13 protein-coding genes are annotated in these 14,266 nt (G+C 59.0%); 5 read left to right on the top strand and 8 right to left on the bottom strand.

Translation table 11 applies throughout. The features are described 5' to 3' along the window. Nucleotides 1–143 precede the first annotated feature (143 nt). The 4 genes from rph to M504_RS16870 all read left to right on the top strand — a co-directional run bounded on the left by rph (nucleotide 144) and on the right by M504_RS16870 (nucleotide 4,017). Nucleotides 144–884: a ribonuclease PH gene (gene rph, locus M504_RS16855; RefSeq protein ID WP_047496081.1), complete on the top strand. Its 741-nt coding sequence runs from the start codon at nucleotides 144–146 to the stop codon at nucleotides 882–884. 110 nt (nucleotides 885–994) lie between these two features. Beyond that, nucleotides 995–2,005: a tagatose 1,6-diphosphate aldolase gene (locus M504_RS16860; RefSeq protein WP_369792914.1), complete on the top strand. Its 1,011-nt coding sequence runs from the start codon at nucleotides 995–997 to the stop codon at nucleotides 2,003–2,005. 82 nt (nucleotides 2,006–2,087) lie between these two features. Then, nucleotides 2,088–3,365: a POTRA domain-containing protein gene (locus tag M504_RS16865; protein WP_047496087.1), complete on the top strand. Its 1,278-nt coding sequence runs from the start codon at nucleotides 2,088–2,090 to the stop codon at nucleotides 3,363–3,365. A 7-nt stretch (nucleotides 3,366–3,372) separates the two neighbouring features. Then, complete coding sequence (locus M504_RS16870) at nucleotides 3,373–4,017, top strand: dihydrofolate reductase family protein (RefSeq protein ID WP_047496090.1); 645 nt, start codon at nucleotides 3,373–3,375, stop codon at nucleotides 4,015–4,017. Nucleotides 4,018–4,020: 3 nt separating this feature from the next. On the opposite strand, the gene M504_RS16875 is transcribed toward M504_RS16870, so the two are convergent. The 7 genes from M504_RS16875 to M504_RS16900 form a co-directional block, all read right to left on the bottom strand. Further along, the gene (locus M504_RS16875; protein ID WP_047496093.1) at nucleotides 4,021–4,497 is read right to left on the bottom strand and encodes a nuclear transport factor 2 family protein; all 477 of its coding nucleotides are present in this window, start codon (nucleotides 4,495–4,497) and stop codon (nucleotides 4,021–4,023) included. A 150-nt stretch (nucleotides 4,498–4,647) separates the two neighbouring features. Then, nucleotides 4,648–6,231 carry a glutamine-hydrolyzing GMP synthase gene (guaA, locus tag M504_RS16880; RefSeq protein ID WP_047496096.1) on the bottom strand — a complete coding sequence of 528 codons (1,584 nt, stop codon included), beginning with the start codon at nucleotides 6,229–6,231 and terminating at the stop codon, nucleotides 4,648–4,650. 60 nt (nucleotides 6,232–6,291) lie between these two features. Next, complete coding sequence (locus M504_RS22375) at nucleotides 6,292–6,465, bottom strand: hypothetical protein (RefSeq protein ID WP_172838110.1); 174 nt, start codon at nucleotides 6,463–6,465, stop codon at nucleotides 6,292–6,294. 58 nt (nucleotides 6,466–6,523) lie between these two features. Beyond that, complete coding sequence (locus M504_RS16885) at nucleotides 6,524–7,447, bottom strand: hypothetical protein (RefSeq protein ID WP_156993940.1); 924 nt, start codon at nucleotides 7,445–7,447, stop codon at nucleotides 6,524–6,526. 5 nt (nucleotides 7,448–7,452) lie between these two features. Further along, nucleotides 7,453–9,999 carry a leucine--tRNA ligase gene (gene leuS / locus M504_RS16890; protein WP_047496103.1) on the bottom strand — a complete coding sequence of 849 codons (2,547 nt, stop codon included), beginning with the start codon at nucleotides 9,997–9,999 and terminating at the stop codon, nucleotides 7,453–7,455. A gap of 59 nt (nucleotides 10,000–10,058) precedes the next feature. After that, complete coding sequence (locus M504_RS16895) at nucleotides 10,059–10,658, bottom strand: RNA polymerase sigma factor (RefSeq protein WP_047496106.1); 600 nt, start codon at nucleotides 10,656–10,658, stop codon at nucleotides 10,059–10,061. 65 nt (nucleotides 10,659–10,723) lie between these two features. After that, complete coding sequence (locus tag M504_RS16900) at nucleotides 10,724–11,086, bottom strand: hypothetical protein (RefSeq protein WP_047496109.1); 363 nt, start codon at nucleotides 11,084–11,086, stop codon at nucleotides 10,724–10,726. Between the two features lie 24 nt (nucleotides 11,087–11,110). Between M504_RS16900 and sseA the strand changes: the two genes are divergently transcribed. Continuing rightward, nucleotides 11,111–11,989 (top strand): 3-mercaptopyruvate sulfurtransferase, encoded by an 879-nt coding sequence (gene sseA, locus M504_RS16905; RefSeq protein ID WP_232296336.1) that lies wholly within the window; start codon nucleotides 11,111–11,113, stop codon nucleotides 11,987–11,989. A gap of 122 nt (nucleotides 11,990–12,111) precedes the next feature. Here the strand turns inward: sseA and M504_RS16910 are convergent, their stop codons facing one another. Further along, entirely contained in the window at nucleotides 12,112–14,265 is a 2,154-nt protein-coding gene (locus M504_RS16910; RefSeq protein WP_047496112.1) for a VWA domain-containing protein, read from the bottom strand. Nucleotide 14,266: the final 1 nt, after the last annotated feature.

Genomic DNA, 14,266 nt, shown 5'->3' on the forward strand with positions numbered 1-14,266 from the left:
GACCTAAGTAATGCTCGAAAAGTAACCGAAAAGGTACACGGAGGACACGTATTATTTGTGGTTCGCTGAGAGAAACGTTTCCCAAAATGGAACGAATCAGCCAAGAAATTTTCCGATTACGCTGATCGGCGATACTTAAAGAGATGAGTACAAATAACGAAGTGATTTTTCGGAGCAACGGCCGCGCGGCGGGTGAGCTTCGCCCGACGCGTCTGATAGGGGATTTTGTGGCCACGGCCGAAGGTTCCGTGCTGATTGAGGTTGGGAACACCCGCGTTCTGTGTAACGCCACCGTGGAACCGACCGTGCCGGGATGGCTCCGGAACAGCGGCAAGGGCTGGGTTACCGCGGAGTACAGCATGTTACCGAGGGCGACGCTGACCCGGACGCCCCGCGAAAGCGAACGCGGCAAGATTGGCGGCAGGACGCACGAGATTCAGCGGCTGATTGGGCGTTCGCTGCGCAGCGTGGTGGATCTAAAGGCGCTAGGTGAGCGGTCGATTGTGCTGGATTGCGACGTGATCCAGGCCGACGGCGGTACGCGCACTGCAGCGATCACCGGAGCGTGCGCGGCACTGGCGTTGGCGCTGAACCGGCTGGTGAAGGCCGGAACGCTGACAAAGTCGCCCATGCGGGAACTGGTGGCGGCGACGTCTGTAGGAATCGTCGACGGGCAGGTTCTGCTGGATCTGGCTTACGAGGAAGACTCGCAGGCCGAAGTGGATATGAACGTGGTGATGACGGCTTCGGGCGGTCTGGTGGAAACGCAGGCGACGGCGGAGAAGGTGCCGTATTCGCGGGCGCAACTGGGCGAGATGCTTGACTTTGCGGAAAACGGCATCCGGCAACTTATCCGGTTGCAGGAAGAACTGCTGCAGAGCTAAGGTATTCGCGCGTTTATCGGTGCGTGATGCGATGCAGCCGTGTTGCACCTTTCATGCGGTGTTCGCGCATCGATAGAATAATGAAGCGATTCAAAACAGGGAGGATGACAGTGGCAACGAAGCCAACACCGGGAAAGATCAAGGGATTGAAGGCTGTGTCCGATGCACGCGGCGTGATTGCTGCAGCGGCGATGGACCAGCGCGGATCGCTGCAGAAGTCCATTGGCGCGGCACGCGGTTCGGCGGCATCGGGCGATGATCTGGTCATCTTCAAGGAACTGGTAACGAAGACGCTGACGAAGTATGCGTCGGCGATTCTGCTGGATCCGGAGTATGGTCTGCCTGCGGCACGCCAGCGTAACGATGCGGGTCTGCTGCTGGCATACGAAAAGACCGGCTACGATGCGACCACACCGGGACGTCTGCCGGATCTGCTGGACCTGTGGAGTGTTCGTCGCTTGAAGGAAGCGGGCGCGGACTGCGTGAAGATTCTGCTGTACTACACGCCGTACGAAGATGCGACCGTCAACAACCTGAAGCAGGCGTGGATTGAGCGTATTGGCGATGAGTGCCGCTGGCACGACATCCCCTTCTTCCTGGAGCCGGTGGGTTATGACGAAGGCGGCAAGGGCGAGAAGACGCTGGAGTATGCGCGCAAGAAGCCGTCCGTTGTGACCAAGACGATGGAAGAGTTCACCAAGGATCGCTACGGTGTGGACGTGCTGAAGGTGGAAGTGCCGGTTGAGATGACTTTCGTAGAAGGCACGAAGGCGTTCAAGGGCGAGTCGGCCTACACGCGTGCACAGGCGTTGCAGTACTTCCGCGATGCGGAGACTGTGACGGACAAGCCGTTCATCTATCTTTCGGCGGGTGTGACCAATCCGATCTTCATTGAAACGCTGGCGCTGGCAGGTGAAAGCGGCACGAAGTTCAATGGCGTTCTGTGCGGTCGTGCTACGTGGTACGACGGCATCAAGATCTACGCACAGCAGGGTGCGGCGGCCTTTGAAGCATGGCTGGACACCACGGGCGTGGAAAACATTCAGAATGTGAATGAGGCGCTGAAGGCGGCTTCGCCGTGGTACCTGAAGTATGGTGCTTCGTCGTTGGCTGAATTGTAGGTTTCCCAAATACGGAAACGAGAGGTCATCGCGCAGGCGATGGCCTTTTCCTTTTGCAGTAGGTGCAGTTAGACTCGGCGCTATGCTTTCGCTTCGATTTGCTGTTCCTGCGGCCATGCTGATGGCTGCTGCTTCCCTTTCTGCCCAGTACACCGTAAAGCGCATGGTATTTCAGGGTGGCGCGCCCTATACGCAGAAGCAGCTTGAGGCTGCTAGCGGTTTGGCTCCTGGACAGAAGATTGGCCAGAAAGAGATGAGCGATGCCGCGCAGCACATTATGGACAGTGGCGCGTTTGGCGATATTGAAATGTCGTTGAATGGGGCGGCCAGCGGCATTGATGTGATCTTCAAACTGAAGCCAGCCGATCCTGCGACGATGCTGCCCGTTTCATTCGAAAACATTGCGTGGTTGACACCGGAAGAACGTGAAGCCGGGTTGAAACAGCGCGTGCCTCTCTATGCAGACAAACTGCCCGCTGCAGGATACCTGCAACAACAGGTGCAGGATGCGCTGCAGGAGATGCTGAAAGCTAAGAGTGTGAATGCCAAGGTAGAGGGATTTCAGAAACCTTCTACGCCGGAACGTCCAACAGCAGCCGTGGCCTTTCGCGTGACGGAACCGCGACTGGTGCTGAGCAATGTGAAGCTGGCTGGGGTGAGCGCTGAGTTGGCTCCCGGTGAACGGAAATCGATTGGTCAACTGGTGGGCACGCTTTTTAATGAAGGCATTGATAGCCATCTTTCCGACACACTGTTAAGCGCTTATCGCAATGCGGGTTATGTGGATGCGAAGTTGGACAATGTAAGTCGCACTGTTGCAGATGGCGCGACTGGTTCGGCGAACGTTACTGTTGCGGCGCAGGTTGTTCCAGGAGAACCGTACCGTGTGGCTTCGATTACATGGCCTGGAACTGCACTGTTCTCTGCGGATGATTTTGCGAAGGGCAACAAGGTGCATGCAGGAGATACGGTATCGGTTGCTGCGTTGCGAGAGAGTTATCAGCCGATTCTTGATGCTTACCATCGGCAGGGGTATGTGGATGCCGCGATAGTGCCTGCGTTAAAAGCCGACACGGCGAATCATACGGTGGCTTACGAGCTGACGATTTCACCTGGTCAGGTTTATCATGTGGACAGTGTTCACATTACGGGTTTGTCGGGACAGGCGCGGAAAGACTTTGACGCAAACTGGAAGCTGAAAGCAGGAGCTGTGTGGGATTCCATCTATGCAGAGAAGTTCCTGCAGAACAATTCCGCGCTGCGATCATTGGATCCGTACACGGCAAAGTTTGATTCTGTTGCGCATCCGGAGACACACACGGTGAATGTGACGATTACTTTTTTCGCAAATAACAAGTAGAGGCCACATGGGGAAAGTTCGGATTGCGGGGTTTTCGGTTTCGCTGGATGGGTTTGGTGCGGGTGCTGAGCAGAGTTTGAATGATCCGCTGGGCAAGCGTGGGCCGGAGTTGATGCAGTGGTTCTTTCCTACGAAGGTGTTTCGTGCCATGCAGGGGCAAGAGGTCAGCGGCGAGGATACTGCGGATGACATCTTTGCTCGTCGTGCGATGGAAGGAAATGGTGCGTGGATACTGGGCCGCAACATGTTTGGCCCCGTACGTGGACCCTGGCCTGACGATAGCTGGAAGGGTTGGTGGGGTGAAGAGCCGCCTTACCATGTGCCTACGTTTGTGCTGACGCATCATGCGCGCGATCCGATTGTGATGAAGGGTGGGACGACCTTCTACTTTGTGACGGATGGTATTGAATCGGCGCTGGAGAAGGCGAAGCGGGCCGCAGGCGACAAACATGTTCGCATTGGCGGTGGTGTTTCGACTGCTCGCCAGTATCTGCAGGCGGGGCTGGTGGACAGTGTCCACCTGGCGATGGCTCCTGTGATGCTGGGGCGTGGCGAGAACCTGTTGGCGGGACTGGATCTGCCTTCGCTGGGATTCAGCGTGAAAGAACATGTGGCGACCGAGGCCGCCACACATGTCGTTCTGGAACGCTAACGGCTATTTACCAACGCGCTGTGGTGGCGTGCCGTTCCATGACCATGCGTCGATCTTCCAGCCTGCGGGTCCGCGGTGGAGGACGATGGTCATGGTTGCGGGTTCATGCATGGGCACGCCCTTTTCCTTCCATGTGTACTCGACGGGAACGACTGCGTAGGCGCGGTTGCCGGAGACGTTGAGCACCTGCGGCTTGCGCAATGCAACTGCATTTTCGCTTTGGCTCTTTGCCTTGCCGACGTTGTCCAGCATAGCGAGCCATGCGTCGAGCGCCCCTTTGCCCTGCCAGATGTACGGCGCGTCTTCGTCGATGATGGTGACGCCGTCAGCCGAATGAACGGCATGTACGGTTGCCATATCGCCCTTGTTGAAGGCGTTGACGAAGGTGTTCATGGTGGACATGGGTGTGGCGTTTGCCGCGGTTTGAGCAGCGGCGCAGAGGGGCGTGAGCAAGGCAGCTGCGAGCACAAGAGATTTCATGGGAGGGACTCCTGAATGAGTCAGGAGTCTACCGAGCGAGGGATGGCAAGTCCAGTGAAAACACATCACTCGAATACGGTTGCGACCAAATGAAAATCCCGCCCGCGACATTGTCACGGACGGGACACACACACTTAAGAGTACGACCTATTATTCCCACTCGATGGTGCCGGGTGGCTTTGAGGTGATGTCGTAGACGACGCGGTTGATGCCGCGGACTTCGTTGACGATGCGGCTGCTGATGGTCTTGAGGACTTCGTAGGGCAGCGGCACCCAGTCGGCGGTCATGCCGTCGTCGCTGTGTACAGCGCGGACAGCGCAGGTGTAGGCGTAGGTGCGCTGGTCGCCCATGACGCCGACGGACTTGACCGGCAGCAGGACGGCGAAGCTTTGCCAGATCTGCTTGTAGAGGCCAGCCTTCTTGATTTCGCTGACGACGATGTCGTCAGCGTTCTGCAGGATCTCAACGCGCTCTGGTGTGATTTCGCCGACGATGCGGACGGCGAGGCCGGGGCCGGGGAAGGGCTGACGTTCGAGTACTTCCTCAGGCATGCCTAGATCGCGACCGACGCGGCGCACTTCGTCTTTGAAGAGGTCGCGCAGAGGCTCAATGAGTTTGAGCTTCATGTTCTCGGGCAGGCCACCAACGTTGTGGTGGCTCTTGATGGTCTGCGACGGGCCTTTGACGCTGGAGGATTCGATGACGTCGGGGTAGAGCGTACCCTGCACGAGCCATGCAATCTCGTTGCCTGCGGCGTCGTGCTGCAGCTCGCCGTGCTTTTCCTGGTCGGCGAGGATGCGTGCCGCTTCATCGTCGAATACGGTGATGAATTCGCGGCCGATGATCTTGCGCTTGGTTTCAGGATCGGTGATGCCGCCGAGCTGCGAGAGGAAGCGCTTGGATGCGTCGACCGCAACAACCTTGAGGCCGAGCTTCTTGCGCATGTTGTTCTGCACCTGCTCGAACTCGTTTTTGCGGAGGACGCCGTTGTTGACGAAGATGCAGGTGAGGCGGTCGCCGATGGCGCGCGAGACGAGCACGGCTGCAACAGCGGAATCAACACCGCCGGAGAGCGCACAGATGGCATGGCCGTCGCCGACTTGCTTCTTGATGGCTTCGACGGTGGAGGTGATGAAGTGTGCCGGCGTCCAGTCTGCCTTTGCGCCGCAGATGTTGAGCACGAAGTTCTTCAGCAGCTCAGTTCCCTGCTTGGAGTGTGCGACTTCCGGGTGCCACTGCACCGCGTACATGTTGCGCTTCTCGTCCGCGATGGAGGAGATGGCGTTGTGCGTTTCGCCTGCGATGACGAAGCCCGCGGGGAGTTCGACGACGCTGTCGCCGTGGCTCATCCAGACATCGAGCTTTGCAGGAAGACCCGCGAAGAGCTTGTTGCTCTTCTTCACGTCGACAACGGCGTCGCCGTATTCACGCTTGTCTGCGGGCGTTACCTTACCACCGAGATGGTGCGCCATGAACTGCATGCCGTAGCAGATGCCGAGCGTGGGAAGGCCGAGCTTGAGGACTGCGGCGTCGGCCTTGGGCGCGTCCGCGTCGTACACGGAGCTGGGGCCGCCGGAGAGGATGATGCCGATGGGATTCTGCGCGCGGATGCTCTCAAGCGAGGCGGTGCAAGGCAGAACGACGGAGAACACATTAAATTCACGTACACGGCGGGCGATGAGCTGCGTGTACTGCGCTCCAAAATCCAGAATGACAATGGTTGAACTGTCCACAAGCCTGATTGTAACTTCCGCGGGTTACAGACGCGCCTGTGAATGTTCGCCGGGAGTTCGCTATTCGGATTTGTCCTTCTGCCGGGTATTTGCGACGCCGGTAACGATGCCTGCGCCGAGAAGGACGATGACCAGGCCGGCGATCCAGTGCTGCGGAACGTGCGCCAGGTGCAGCAGATAGGCTGCGCCAATGATGATGACGATGTAGCCGAAGACGTAAAGACCAAAGGACATAGCCGTAATTCCTCCACAAAACGTGACGGAAGCTGTGATGCGCGGAATGTCGGGAGTGTTACTCGGAAATCTGAGTGGATTGCGGGCGGATGAGCTGGAGGTAGCCTGCGAGGCGCGCTACGTGGAAGTAGTCAGATGCGATGAAATACCAGACGGCTACGGCACAGTTCCAGTCAAAGAGGAACTGGTCGGTGAGTTCGGTCTGGAATGGCAGAGGGCAGGCGGAGAAGACGACTCCGAGGATCATCAGCGCGATCTTCACGATGCCGAGGACGAGGTTGATTTCGATCAGTCCGCTGCGCAGGCCGCCGGTGCGGATCGCCTCCGAAATGCTGCTGCCCACGCCGCTGCCGTTGAGCACAGAAAGCAGCGGTGCGAGGCTGAAGATCCAGCCGATGAGTGCGGAGACGACAAAGAGGCCGAGCGTGAGGACGATAACGCCGCCCACGTAGGCCATGATGATTGGTTCGCCGCCACTGGCGATGGGGTTCACGATGGTCCAGCGACCGAGCGCCTGCACGCCGAAGAACCACACGGTGAACAATGCGGCCAGCGGCAGGATGCGCAGGAGTTGCAACGCGATCATGGTGCCGATGCGCGGCTGCAACGTGGAGTCCATGCGACGGAGGACGAGGGTGCGTCCGATGCCGGAGACGATGGCCCATATAACAAGCAACACCGGTGCGAGCCACGATGCAACGTGCAGCAGACCGGGCAGAACGATTGCTACAAAATCAGCAATGGTGGCGGAAGCCTTCATGGGGTCGGTGAGGAGCTGGTTCACCGTAAGGGCTTCAATGTTGGTGGCTTGCCACGGCACCGACGCGAAGACTTTGGAGGCTTGTATGTAGACGATGGCGACGGCGGGGATGCCGAAGAGCCATCGCCATGCAATTTCCAGCAGCACCCACGAGGGATGGTTGCGCACCTGTGTGAGTGTGGCGACGAATCCCTGCGTGGCGCGCTGCTGTTCCTTAACCAAACGAACTATCCCTTCACAACGAGGTTGACCATCTTGCCGGGGACAAAGATCTCCTTGACGATGGTCTTGCCTGCAATGCGTGCTGCCACCTTCTCATCGGCCTTTGCCGCGGCCTTGATAGTGTCTGCGTCAGCGGCTGCGTCAACCTTGATGACGTTGACGAGTTTGCCGTTGACCTGCACGGGGATTTCGATTTCATCTTCGCGCGCGAGCTCTGCATCTGCGATGGGCCAGGGCTGACGGAAGACGATGCCGGTGTGACCGAGCTCTGTCCACAGTTCCTGCGAGAGGAACGGAGCGAACGGTGCGAGCAACAGCACGAGGCCGCGGAAGACTTCGCGGATGGTTGCGGGCGAGATGTCGCCGTTGTCCATCTTCGCTTCGCTGGCGGAGATTTCATTCACCAGCATCATCACGGAAGCGATGCAGGTGTTGAAGTGCCAGCGACCGCTGAAGTCCAACGTGATCTTCGCGATGGTTTGGTGCAATGTGCGCAGGAGGTGCTGACCGTCGACGCTCAGGCCTTCGAGGGTCTGCGTGTGTTCTGTTGCGCGATGCAGCGCGGCGTACTTGGTGGTGAGGCGATGCACGCGCGAGAGGAAGCGATAGACGCCAGCGACACCTTCTTCCTGCCACTCCAGATCGCGGTCTGGCGGTGCAGCGAACAAGGCGTACATACGCGTTGCGTCTGCGCCGTACTTCGCGATCATGTCGTCGGGCGAGACGACGTTGCCCTTGGACTTGGACATCTTCGCGCCGTTCTTGATGACCATGCCCTGCGTGAACAGGCGCGTTGCGGGCTCGCTGTTCTTGATGAGACCGATGTCGCGCATGACCTTCGTCCAGTAGCGCGAGTAGATCAGGTGCAGGATCGCGTGTTCGACGCCGCCGATGTACTGGTCGATGGGGAACCAGTAATTTGCGGCTTCGCTAGCGAAGGGCGCGGTGTTGTTGCGCGCGTCGGTATAGCGATAGAAGTACCAGGACGAATCGACGAAGGTGTCCATGGTGTCTGTCTCGCGACGCGCGGGACCGTCGCAGTTCGGACACGTCGTATTGACGAAGTCTTCTGCACGCGAGAGCGGTGAGCCATCGACGACTGCGAGGTCAACGTTCTCTGGCAACAGTACGGGCAACTGATTTTCCGGCACTGGCTGCATGCCGCACTTGTCGCAGTAGACGACAGGGATGGGTGTGCCCCAGTAACGCTGGCGCGAGACGCCCCAGTCCTTCAGGCGATAGGTGGTGGTCTTTTTGCCGAAGCCGTTCTTCTCTGCGAAGGACGACATCTTGTCCTGCGCTTCGAGCACGGCTTCGCCGGTCCATTCGCCGCTGTCGATCAACACAGATTCTGCCTTGTCGGTGTAGGGCAAAGGCAGGTCGTCGGTGTCGAGGTTGGGCGCGATGACTCGCTTAATGGGCAGGCCGTACTTCGTTGCGAACTCGAAGTCGCGTTCGTCGTGCGCGGGCACGCTCATGACTGCGCCGGTGCCGTAACCGGAGAGCACGTAGTTGGCGATCCACACCGGCAGCTTCTCGCCCGTGAAGGGGTTGATGACGAAACGGCCTGTGGGGACGCCGTGCTTTGGCAGTTCGCCCAGCATGTCGGTGTCGCGTGCGGTCTTCTGCTCGGCGAGCATCTTGTCGACTTCGACGGACAGCTCCGCGTCCCCACCAGCCCAGTGCTGGACGATGGGATGATCCGGTGCAAGCTGCAAGGATGACGCGCCGAAGATGGTGTCAATGCGCGTGGTGAAGACCGTTATGGTCATGTTGTCCGTGCATTGATCGACGGCAAACGTGACTTCAGCACCTTCGCTGCGGCCGATCCAGTTGCGCTGCATAACGCGCACCTTCTCCGGCCAGCCTTCGAGATTGTCGAGGCCGTCGAGCAGTTCGTCTGCATAGTTGGTGATGCGGAAGAACCACTGCGTGAGGTCGCGCTGTTCAACCAGCGTGTCTTCATGGCGCCAGCAGCAGCCTGCGATGACCTGCTCGTTGGCGAGCACGGTGTTGCAGTTGGGGCACCAGTTGACCTTGCTCTTGCGGCGGAAGGCGAGGTCGCGCTTCAGCATTTCCAGGAAGAGCCACTGGTTCCAGCGATAGTACTCGGGCAGGCAGGTGGTGACTTCGCGCGACCAGTCATACGACAGGCCCATGCGCTGCATCTGCTTGCGCATTTCCGCGATGTTGCTCAGCGTCCATTCGCGCGGGGCTGTGTTGTTCTTGATGGCTGCGTTTTCAGCAGGCAGACCGAAGCTGTCCCAGCCCATGGGGTGCAGGACGTTGAAGCCGTTCATCCACTGGTAGCGTGCGAGGGCGTCGCCGATGGAGTAGTTGCGGACGTGGCCCATGTGCAGCTTGCCGGAAGGGTACGGGAGCATTTCCAGCACGTAATACTTCGGTTTTTTGCTGGTGGCGATGGGGTCTGCGGCGTACAGCGATGGGTCAGCATCCCAGACGGCCTGCAGGCGCGGCTCAATCTCGTTGGGCTGGTAGCGCTTCGGCTCTTCGGGCGCGGTGGTCTGTTCGACGATCTGTTCGGAAGACATGCACCTTTTATTGTAGGCCGCGCCGGTGTTTCTACTCCACACCGACGCGGCTGTGGGTTTTATGCGGCGGTTGCGGCGTATGCGCGGGGTGTGGGACGCAGGAGTTGGCGCGGTGTTTTGTGGGCATCGCGGCGGAGAAGTTTCTTGCCGCGCATCAGGTGGCCTTCCACGCTACGTGGCGTGGCTCCGCGACGGGCTGCGATGGTTTCGACCGAGAGTTCGTCAAAGTAGCGCATGCGGAGGACCGCCTGGGTTCCTGCGGGCAGACGCTCCATGCGCAGTAGCAGGATGCTGTGGTCTTCGTTGCGAAGGAGTGCGCGTTCCGGGGTTTCCATGTGGTCGGCGCGCTGCATTTCAAACTCCGAGAGCAGCAGCGGGTCTTCATCAATGGACGCGGCGAGACGCACCTTCTGCGAACGCAGTAGGGCCAGCGCTTTGTTGATGACGATGCTGGTGAACCATGTCTTCCACTGGGCGTCTTCACGGAAGCCGTCGAGCGCTTTCCATGCGGAATAAAAGGCGTTCTGCAGGACGTCTTCCGCGTCGTGCTCGTTGTGCAGGATGCGGTGGGCGATGCGCAGAAAGTAATTGCGATGATCCACGACGAGTTGCAGGAGGCGCTGCTGGCGCTCTGATGTGGTGGGGCAGGCAGATGTCATGGCGAAACTCTCCGTTGGGTGCCAAACAAGAAGGAACTGCGCGCAAACAAAGCTGCGCGAGGGCTTCAGGCGACGGAGAGTGCTGGCGGTGGTCGGAAGAGAAGTGGTGGAGGCCAGAGGCCCGGTGATGCGGGTGGGACTGAATCTGTGCGCTGCCGAAGCGGCGTTATATGGGGCTGGGGAGCCTCCATTGCGATGGTCAGGTCGAGAGCAGGAGATTCCTCTGCCTGCGCGACTTCCGCAGCGACCTTCTCCACGCGCTCACGCTGCGACATGGACGCCACTGTGCCACCGGCACGGGCATTCAGCCTGCCGGGGATGTGGTTGAACTTGAGCGTGTAGGTGGATTGGACCGTGAACATGCCGAACAGGCCTGTGAGTGCCAGCAGGAACCAGAAGCAGCGCGCTTTTGCCCGGATGGAGACCATGTCCTTGTTTCTATGAGACTCCGAATGGCGCTGAAGGTCAACCCGGTGGCTGCTAACCTGAGATTTATGAACCTGATTGTGAATACGCAGTGGGTAGCGGATCGGCTGGGCGACAAGAAGCTGGTTCTGGTGGATGCGACGATGCCTCCGGTGGGTGTGACGCCTCCGGTAGACACGCGTGGGCGCTATGTGGCGGAGCATCTGCCGGGTGCTGTTTTCTTTTCGATTGATGACCTTAGCGACCATTCCTCGGCGCTACCGCATACTCTGCCCTCCGCCGAGAGCTTTGGCGCGAGCATGCAGGCGCTGGGCATTGGGAAGGACGACACCATCGTTGTCTACGAGCAGGTGGGGGTGTTCTCTGCCCCGCGTGCGATGTGGATGCTGCGCAGCTTCGGCGCGACGGATGTGCACCTGCTGGATGGCGGTCTGGACGCCTGGAAGGCTGCCGCTTTGCCCACGGAGAGCGGTGAGGTCGCGCGGGAGCGTGCGTCGTTTGCGGCGGAGTTGAAGCCGGGAGTGATGACTACGTTTGCGGAGTTGCAAGGAAAGATTGCTGGCGTCGAGCAGATTCTGGATGCGAGAGCGCAGGGTCGGTTTGATGGCACGGCACCGGAGCCCCGTGCTGGCTTGTCGTCGGGGCATATGCCGGGTGCTGTGAATGCTCCGTTTATGGAGCTGGCGGTGAATGGGAAGATCAAGTCGCCGGAGGAACTGCGGGAGTACTTTGCGGCTAAGGGTGTTGATCTTTCGCAGCCTTGCACGACGACGTGTGGTTCGGGTGTGACGGCGGCGGTGGTTTCGCTGGCGCTGGAGTTAGCCGGGGCTGAGAAGTTGAGTTTGTATGACGGTTCGTGGGCGGAGTATGCTTCGCGGCCGGAAGCGGTGATTGTTAAGAGTTAGTTTTACTACTTAACTTATCCACTTCCCTCAGCATCACCGTGTGATGCTTCGCTAGTTGTGGTCACTGAAATACACAAAGGGCACGGATGTCTCCGTGCCCTTTGTGTTGTTTGCAGTTTCGCTTAGCGTGCGATGGCCATGGGGCCTCGCCATGTGGCGATGCGGTTGCCTGCAGGGTCGAGGACGGTGACCTGGATGTCGTACTCGCCTGCGGTAAGGTTTGTGAGCGGCACCTTCATGCGGATGGGTGTGGTTCCGAGGCGGCTTTCGGCGATGGGTTCGGCCTTGACTGCCTGCGTTTCCATTGCTTTCTTGCCATCGCGGAAGATGGAGACGTATGCCACCAGGGGTCCGCGAGCTGAAGCTGCAGGAGCCGCAGCGCCGGGTGTGGCTGGAGCCGTTGCAGGTGCTGCCGGTGCGCCCTGATACGCCTGCAGCAGGATCTCAAGGTCGCGGTCTGTGCGGAAGACGCGTGTGACCGATGGGATGAGTTTGCCTTCGGCGCTCATCAGCGGATTCACCGCGTCGGCCTTGGCCTGATCCTTACCCTTCATGGTGTTGAAGAGTGCGGATTTGGTGTCGACGCGCTGGTTGCTGAGGATGACAGAGCTGATGGGCAGCTTCTTCGTTTCCTTGTTCAGGTTCGGAATGATGAAGCTGCTCTGGTAGGTGCCAATGCGGCCCGTTTCGTCGTCGCGTGCGAGGAACTTGATGCTGTAGCGACCCGGCAGCAGCGTGAAGCCAGTGCTGTATTCAATGGGACGCTTGGCGAGTTCTGCAGCGGTAGCGTCACTGATCTTTACGTCGACGTTGTCGCGCAGATTGGTGACAGTGTTGCCGCCGATTTCATCTTTGATTTCGCAGACGAAGTCGATGACGGTGTGTTCACTGCCGAACTTCTTTGCGAGTGCGAGCTCGCGGCCGGGGATCTTGACCGTGAGCGGAACGAAGTACTCTGCACGATTGAGCTGGAAGTAATTCAACTCCATCGCGATGGTGAGTTCGGTGATGGGGTCGCCGAGCATGAGCGCGTCTTCTAACTGACGCTCTTTTTCGGTGCCGTTGAACTTACCGAATTCCTTGTTCGCGTAGTAGCCTTTGCGATAGTCGAGCGAGGCATTGAGCGAATCGGCAACGGTGATCTTGATCTTGCGGAATGCGCCGTTGAGCGAGGTGTTCGTTGTGTAGTAGCCGATGAGGTAGTAGTCGGTGATGGCCTTCTGCGCGCGAACGATGCCTGCGTTGAGATCGTTGTTGTCAAAGAAGGATTTGCCGCCGGTGTCTGCAGCGAGCGCGTAGAGCGTGTCCTGCGACTGCTGGAAGCGATCGTTGACGGCGGTTGCAGATGCGCCGCTATACATGCCCTGACCGCCGGGTGAGGCTTGCGATGCATCACCGAGCGGTGCGCTGGCGACGAGACCACGTGCGTCGATGGGCCAGAAGGAAACACCGGATTTCACGGCAGTTTCAACGGTTGCGTGGAGCTGCGCCTGATTGTCGTTGCCATTGAGACGAAGGCCGCTGGCGAAGTAGAGAAGAATCTTCTTCTCGTTCATGGCGCCGAGCATGGTGGCTGCTGTTTGCAACGCGGAGAGCTGACGGTCGGTGTTGAAGATGTTGAACTCGCCGGAGTCCTGACCGAAGGCTGCGCCTGTGTCTGCGCTGCTGTCGTCGCTGACGGATTCGTCATTGCCCTGCCCTTCGCCCACGATCATGGTTTCGAGGATGGAGAGCATCTTGTTGCGATCCTGCGAGAAGTCCTGCAGAACGTCGACGGAGCCGCCCTGATAACGCAGGATGGAGACGAGATCGGCAGAGGTCATCTGGGTGCGGATGAATTTTTCCGCAGACTGCAATGCGCGTAACTGATCGTCAGGACGCATGGCCGTCATGTCGAAATACATGGCGATGAGGCGCTTGTCCTTGTACTGCGCAGACTGCTGAAACGACGTGCGCGCGAGCTTTTTGTAGATCTTGACCTGTTCGTCGTTGGGGTCCTGCTTGGGCAGCGGCTCGGCGTCGACGGGCAACGATTCATGCTCGAAGACGCGGATCTTCTGCGGTGTGCCGTCTTCCGTTACGGTGAAGTCGTTGGCGGTGAGGTTGGGGATGAACTTGCCGCTCTTGTCCTTGATAACGACAGCTTCAGTCACGAGTTGTGACTTGACGCTAAGCGTGTATGAGCCGTCCTGTCCCTGCGGCTGATTGGTGCCAATCTGCTGCGATACGGCCGAGGTTGCGAGCGCGAGGGTTGCGATGAGTACGAGAGATTTCATG

The sequence above is a fragment of the Terriglobus sp. TAA 43 genome (assembly GCF_000800015.1).
Lineage (GTDB): Bacteria > Acidobacteriota > Terriglobia > Terriglobales > Acidobacteriaceae > Terriglobus.

Bases quoted from the DNA above. Each gene is read 5' to 3' on its own strand.
- rph (WP_047496081.1), top strand. From the start codon at position 144: ATGAGTACAAATAACGAAGTGATTTTTCGGAGCAACGGCCGCGCGGCG.
- M504_RS16865 (WP_047496087.1), top strand. From the start codon at position 2,088: ATGCTTTCGCTTCGATTTGCTGTTCCTGCGGCCATGCTGATGGCTGCT.
- M504_RS16870 (WP_047496090.1), top strand. From the start codon at position 3,373: ATGGGGAAAGTTCGGATTGCGGGGTTTTCGGTTTCGCTGGATGGGTTT.
- M504_RS16875 (WP_047496093.1), bottom strand. From the start codon at position 4,497: ATGAAATCTCTTGTGCTCGCAGCTGCCTTGCTCACGCCCCTCTGCGCC.
- M504_RS22375 (WP_172838110.1), bottom strand. From the start codon at position 6,465: ATGTCCTTTGGTCTTTACGTCTTCGGCTACATCGTCATCATCATTGGC.
- leuS (WP_047496103.1), bottom strand. From the start codon at position 9,999: ATGTCTTCCGAACAGATCGTCGAACAGACCACCGCGCCCGAAGAGCCG.
- M504_RS16895 (WP_047496106.1), bottom strand. From the start codon at position 10,658: ATGACATCTGCCTGCCCCACCACATCAGAGCGCCAGCAGCGCCTCCTG.
- M504_RS16900 (WP_047496109.1), bottom strand. From the start codon at position 11,086: ATGGTCTCCATCCGGGCAAAAGCGCGCTGCTTCTGGTTCCTGCTGGCA.
- sseA (WP_232296336.1), top strand. From the start codon at position 11,111: ATGGCGCTGAAGGTCAACCCGGTGGCTGCTAACCTGAGATTTATGAAC.
- M504_RS16910 (WP_047496112.1), bottom strand. From the start codon at position 14,265: ATGAAATCTCTCGTACTCATCGCAACCCTCGCGCTCGCAACCTCGGCC.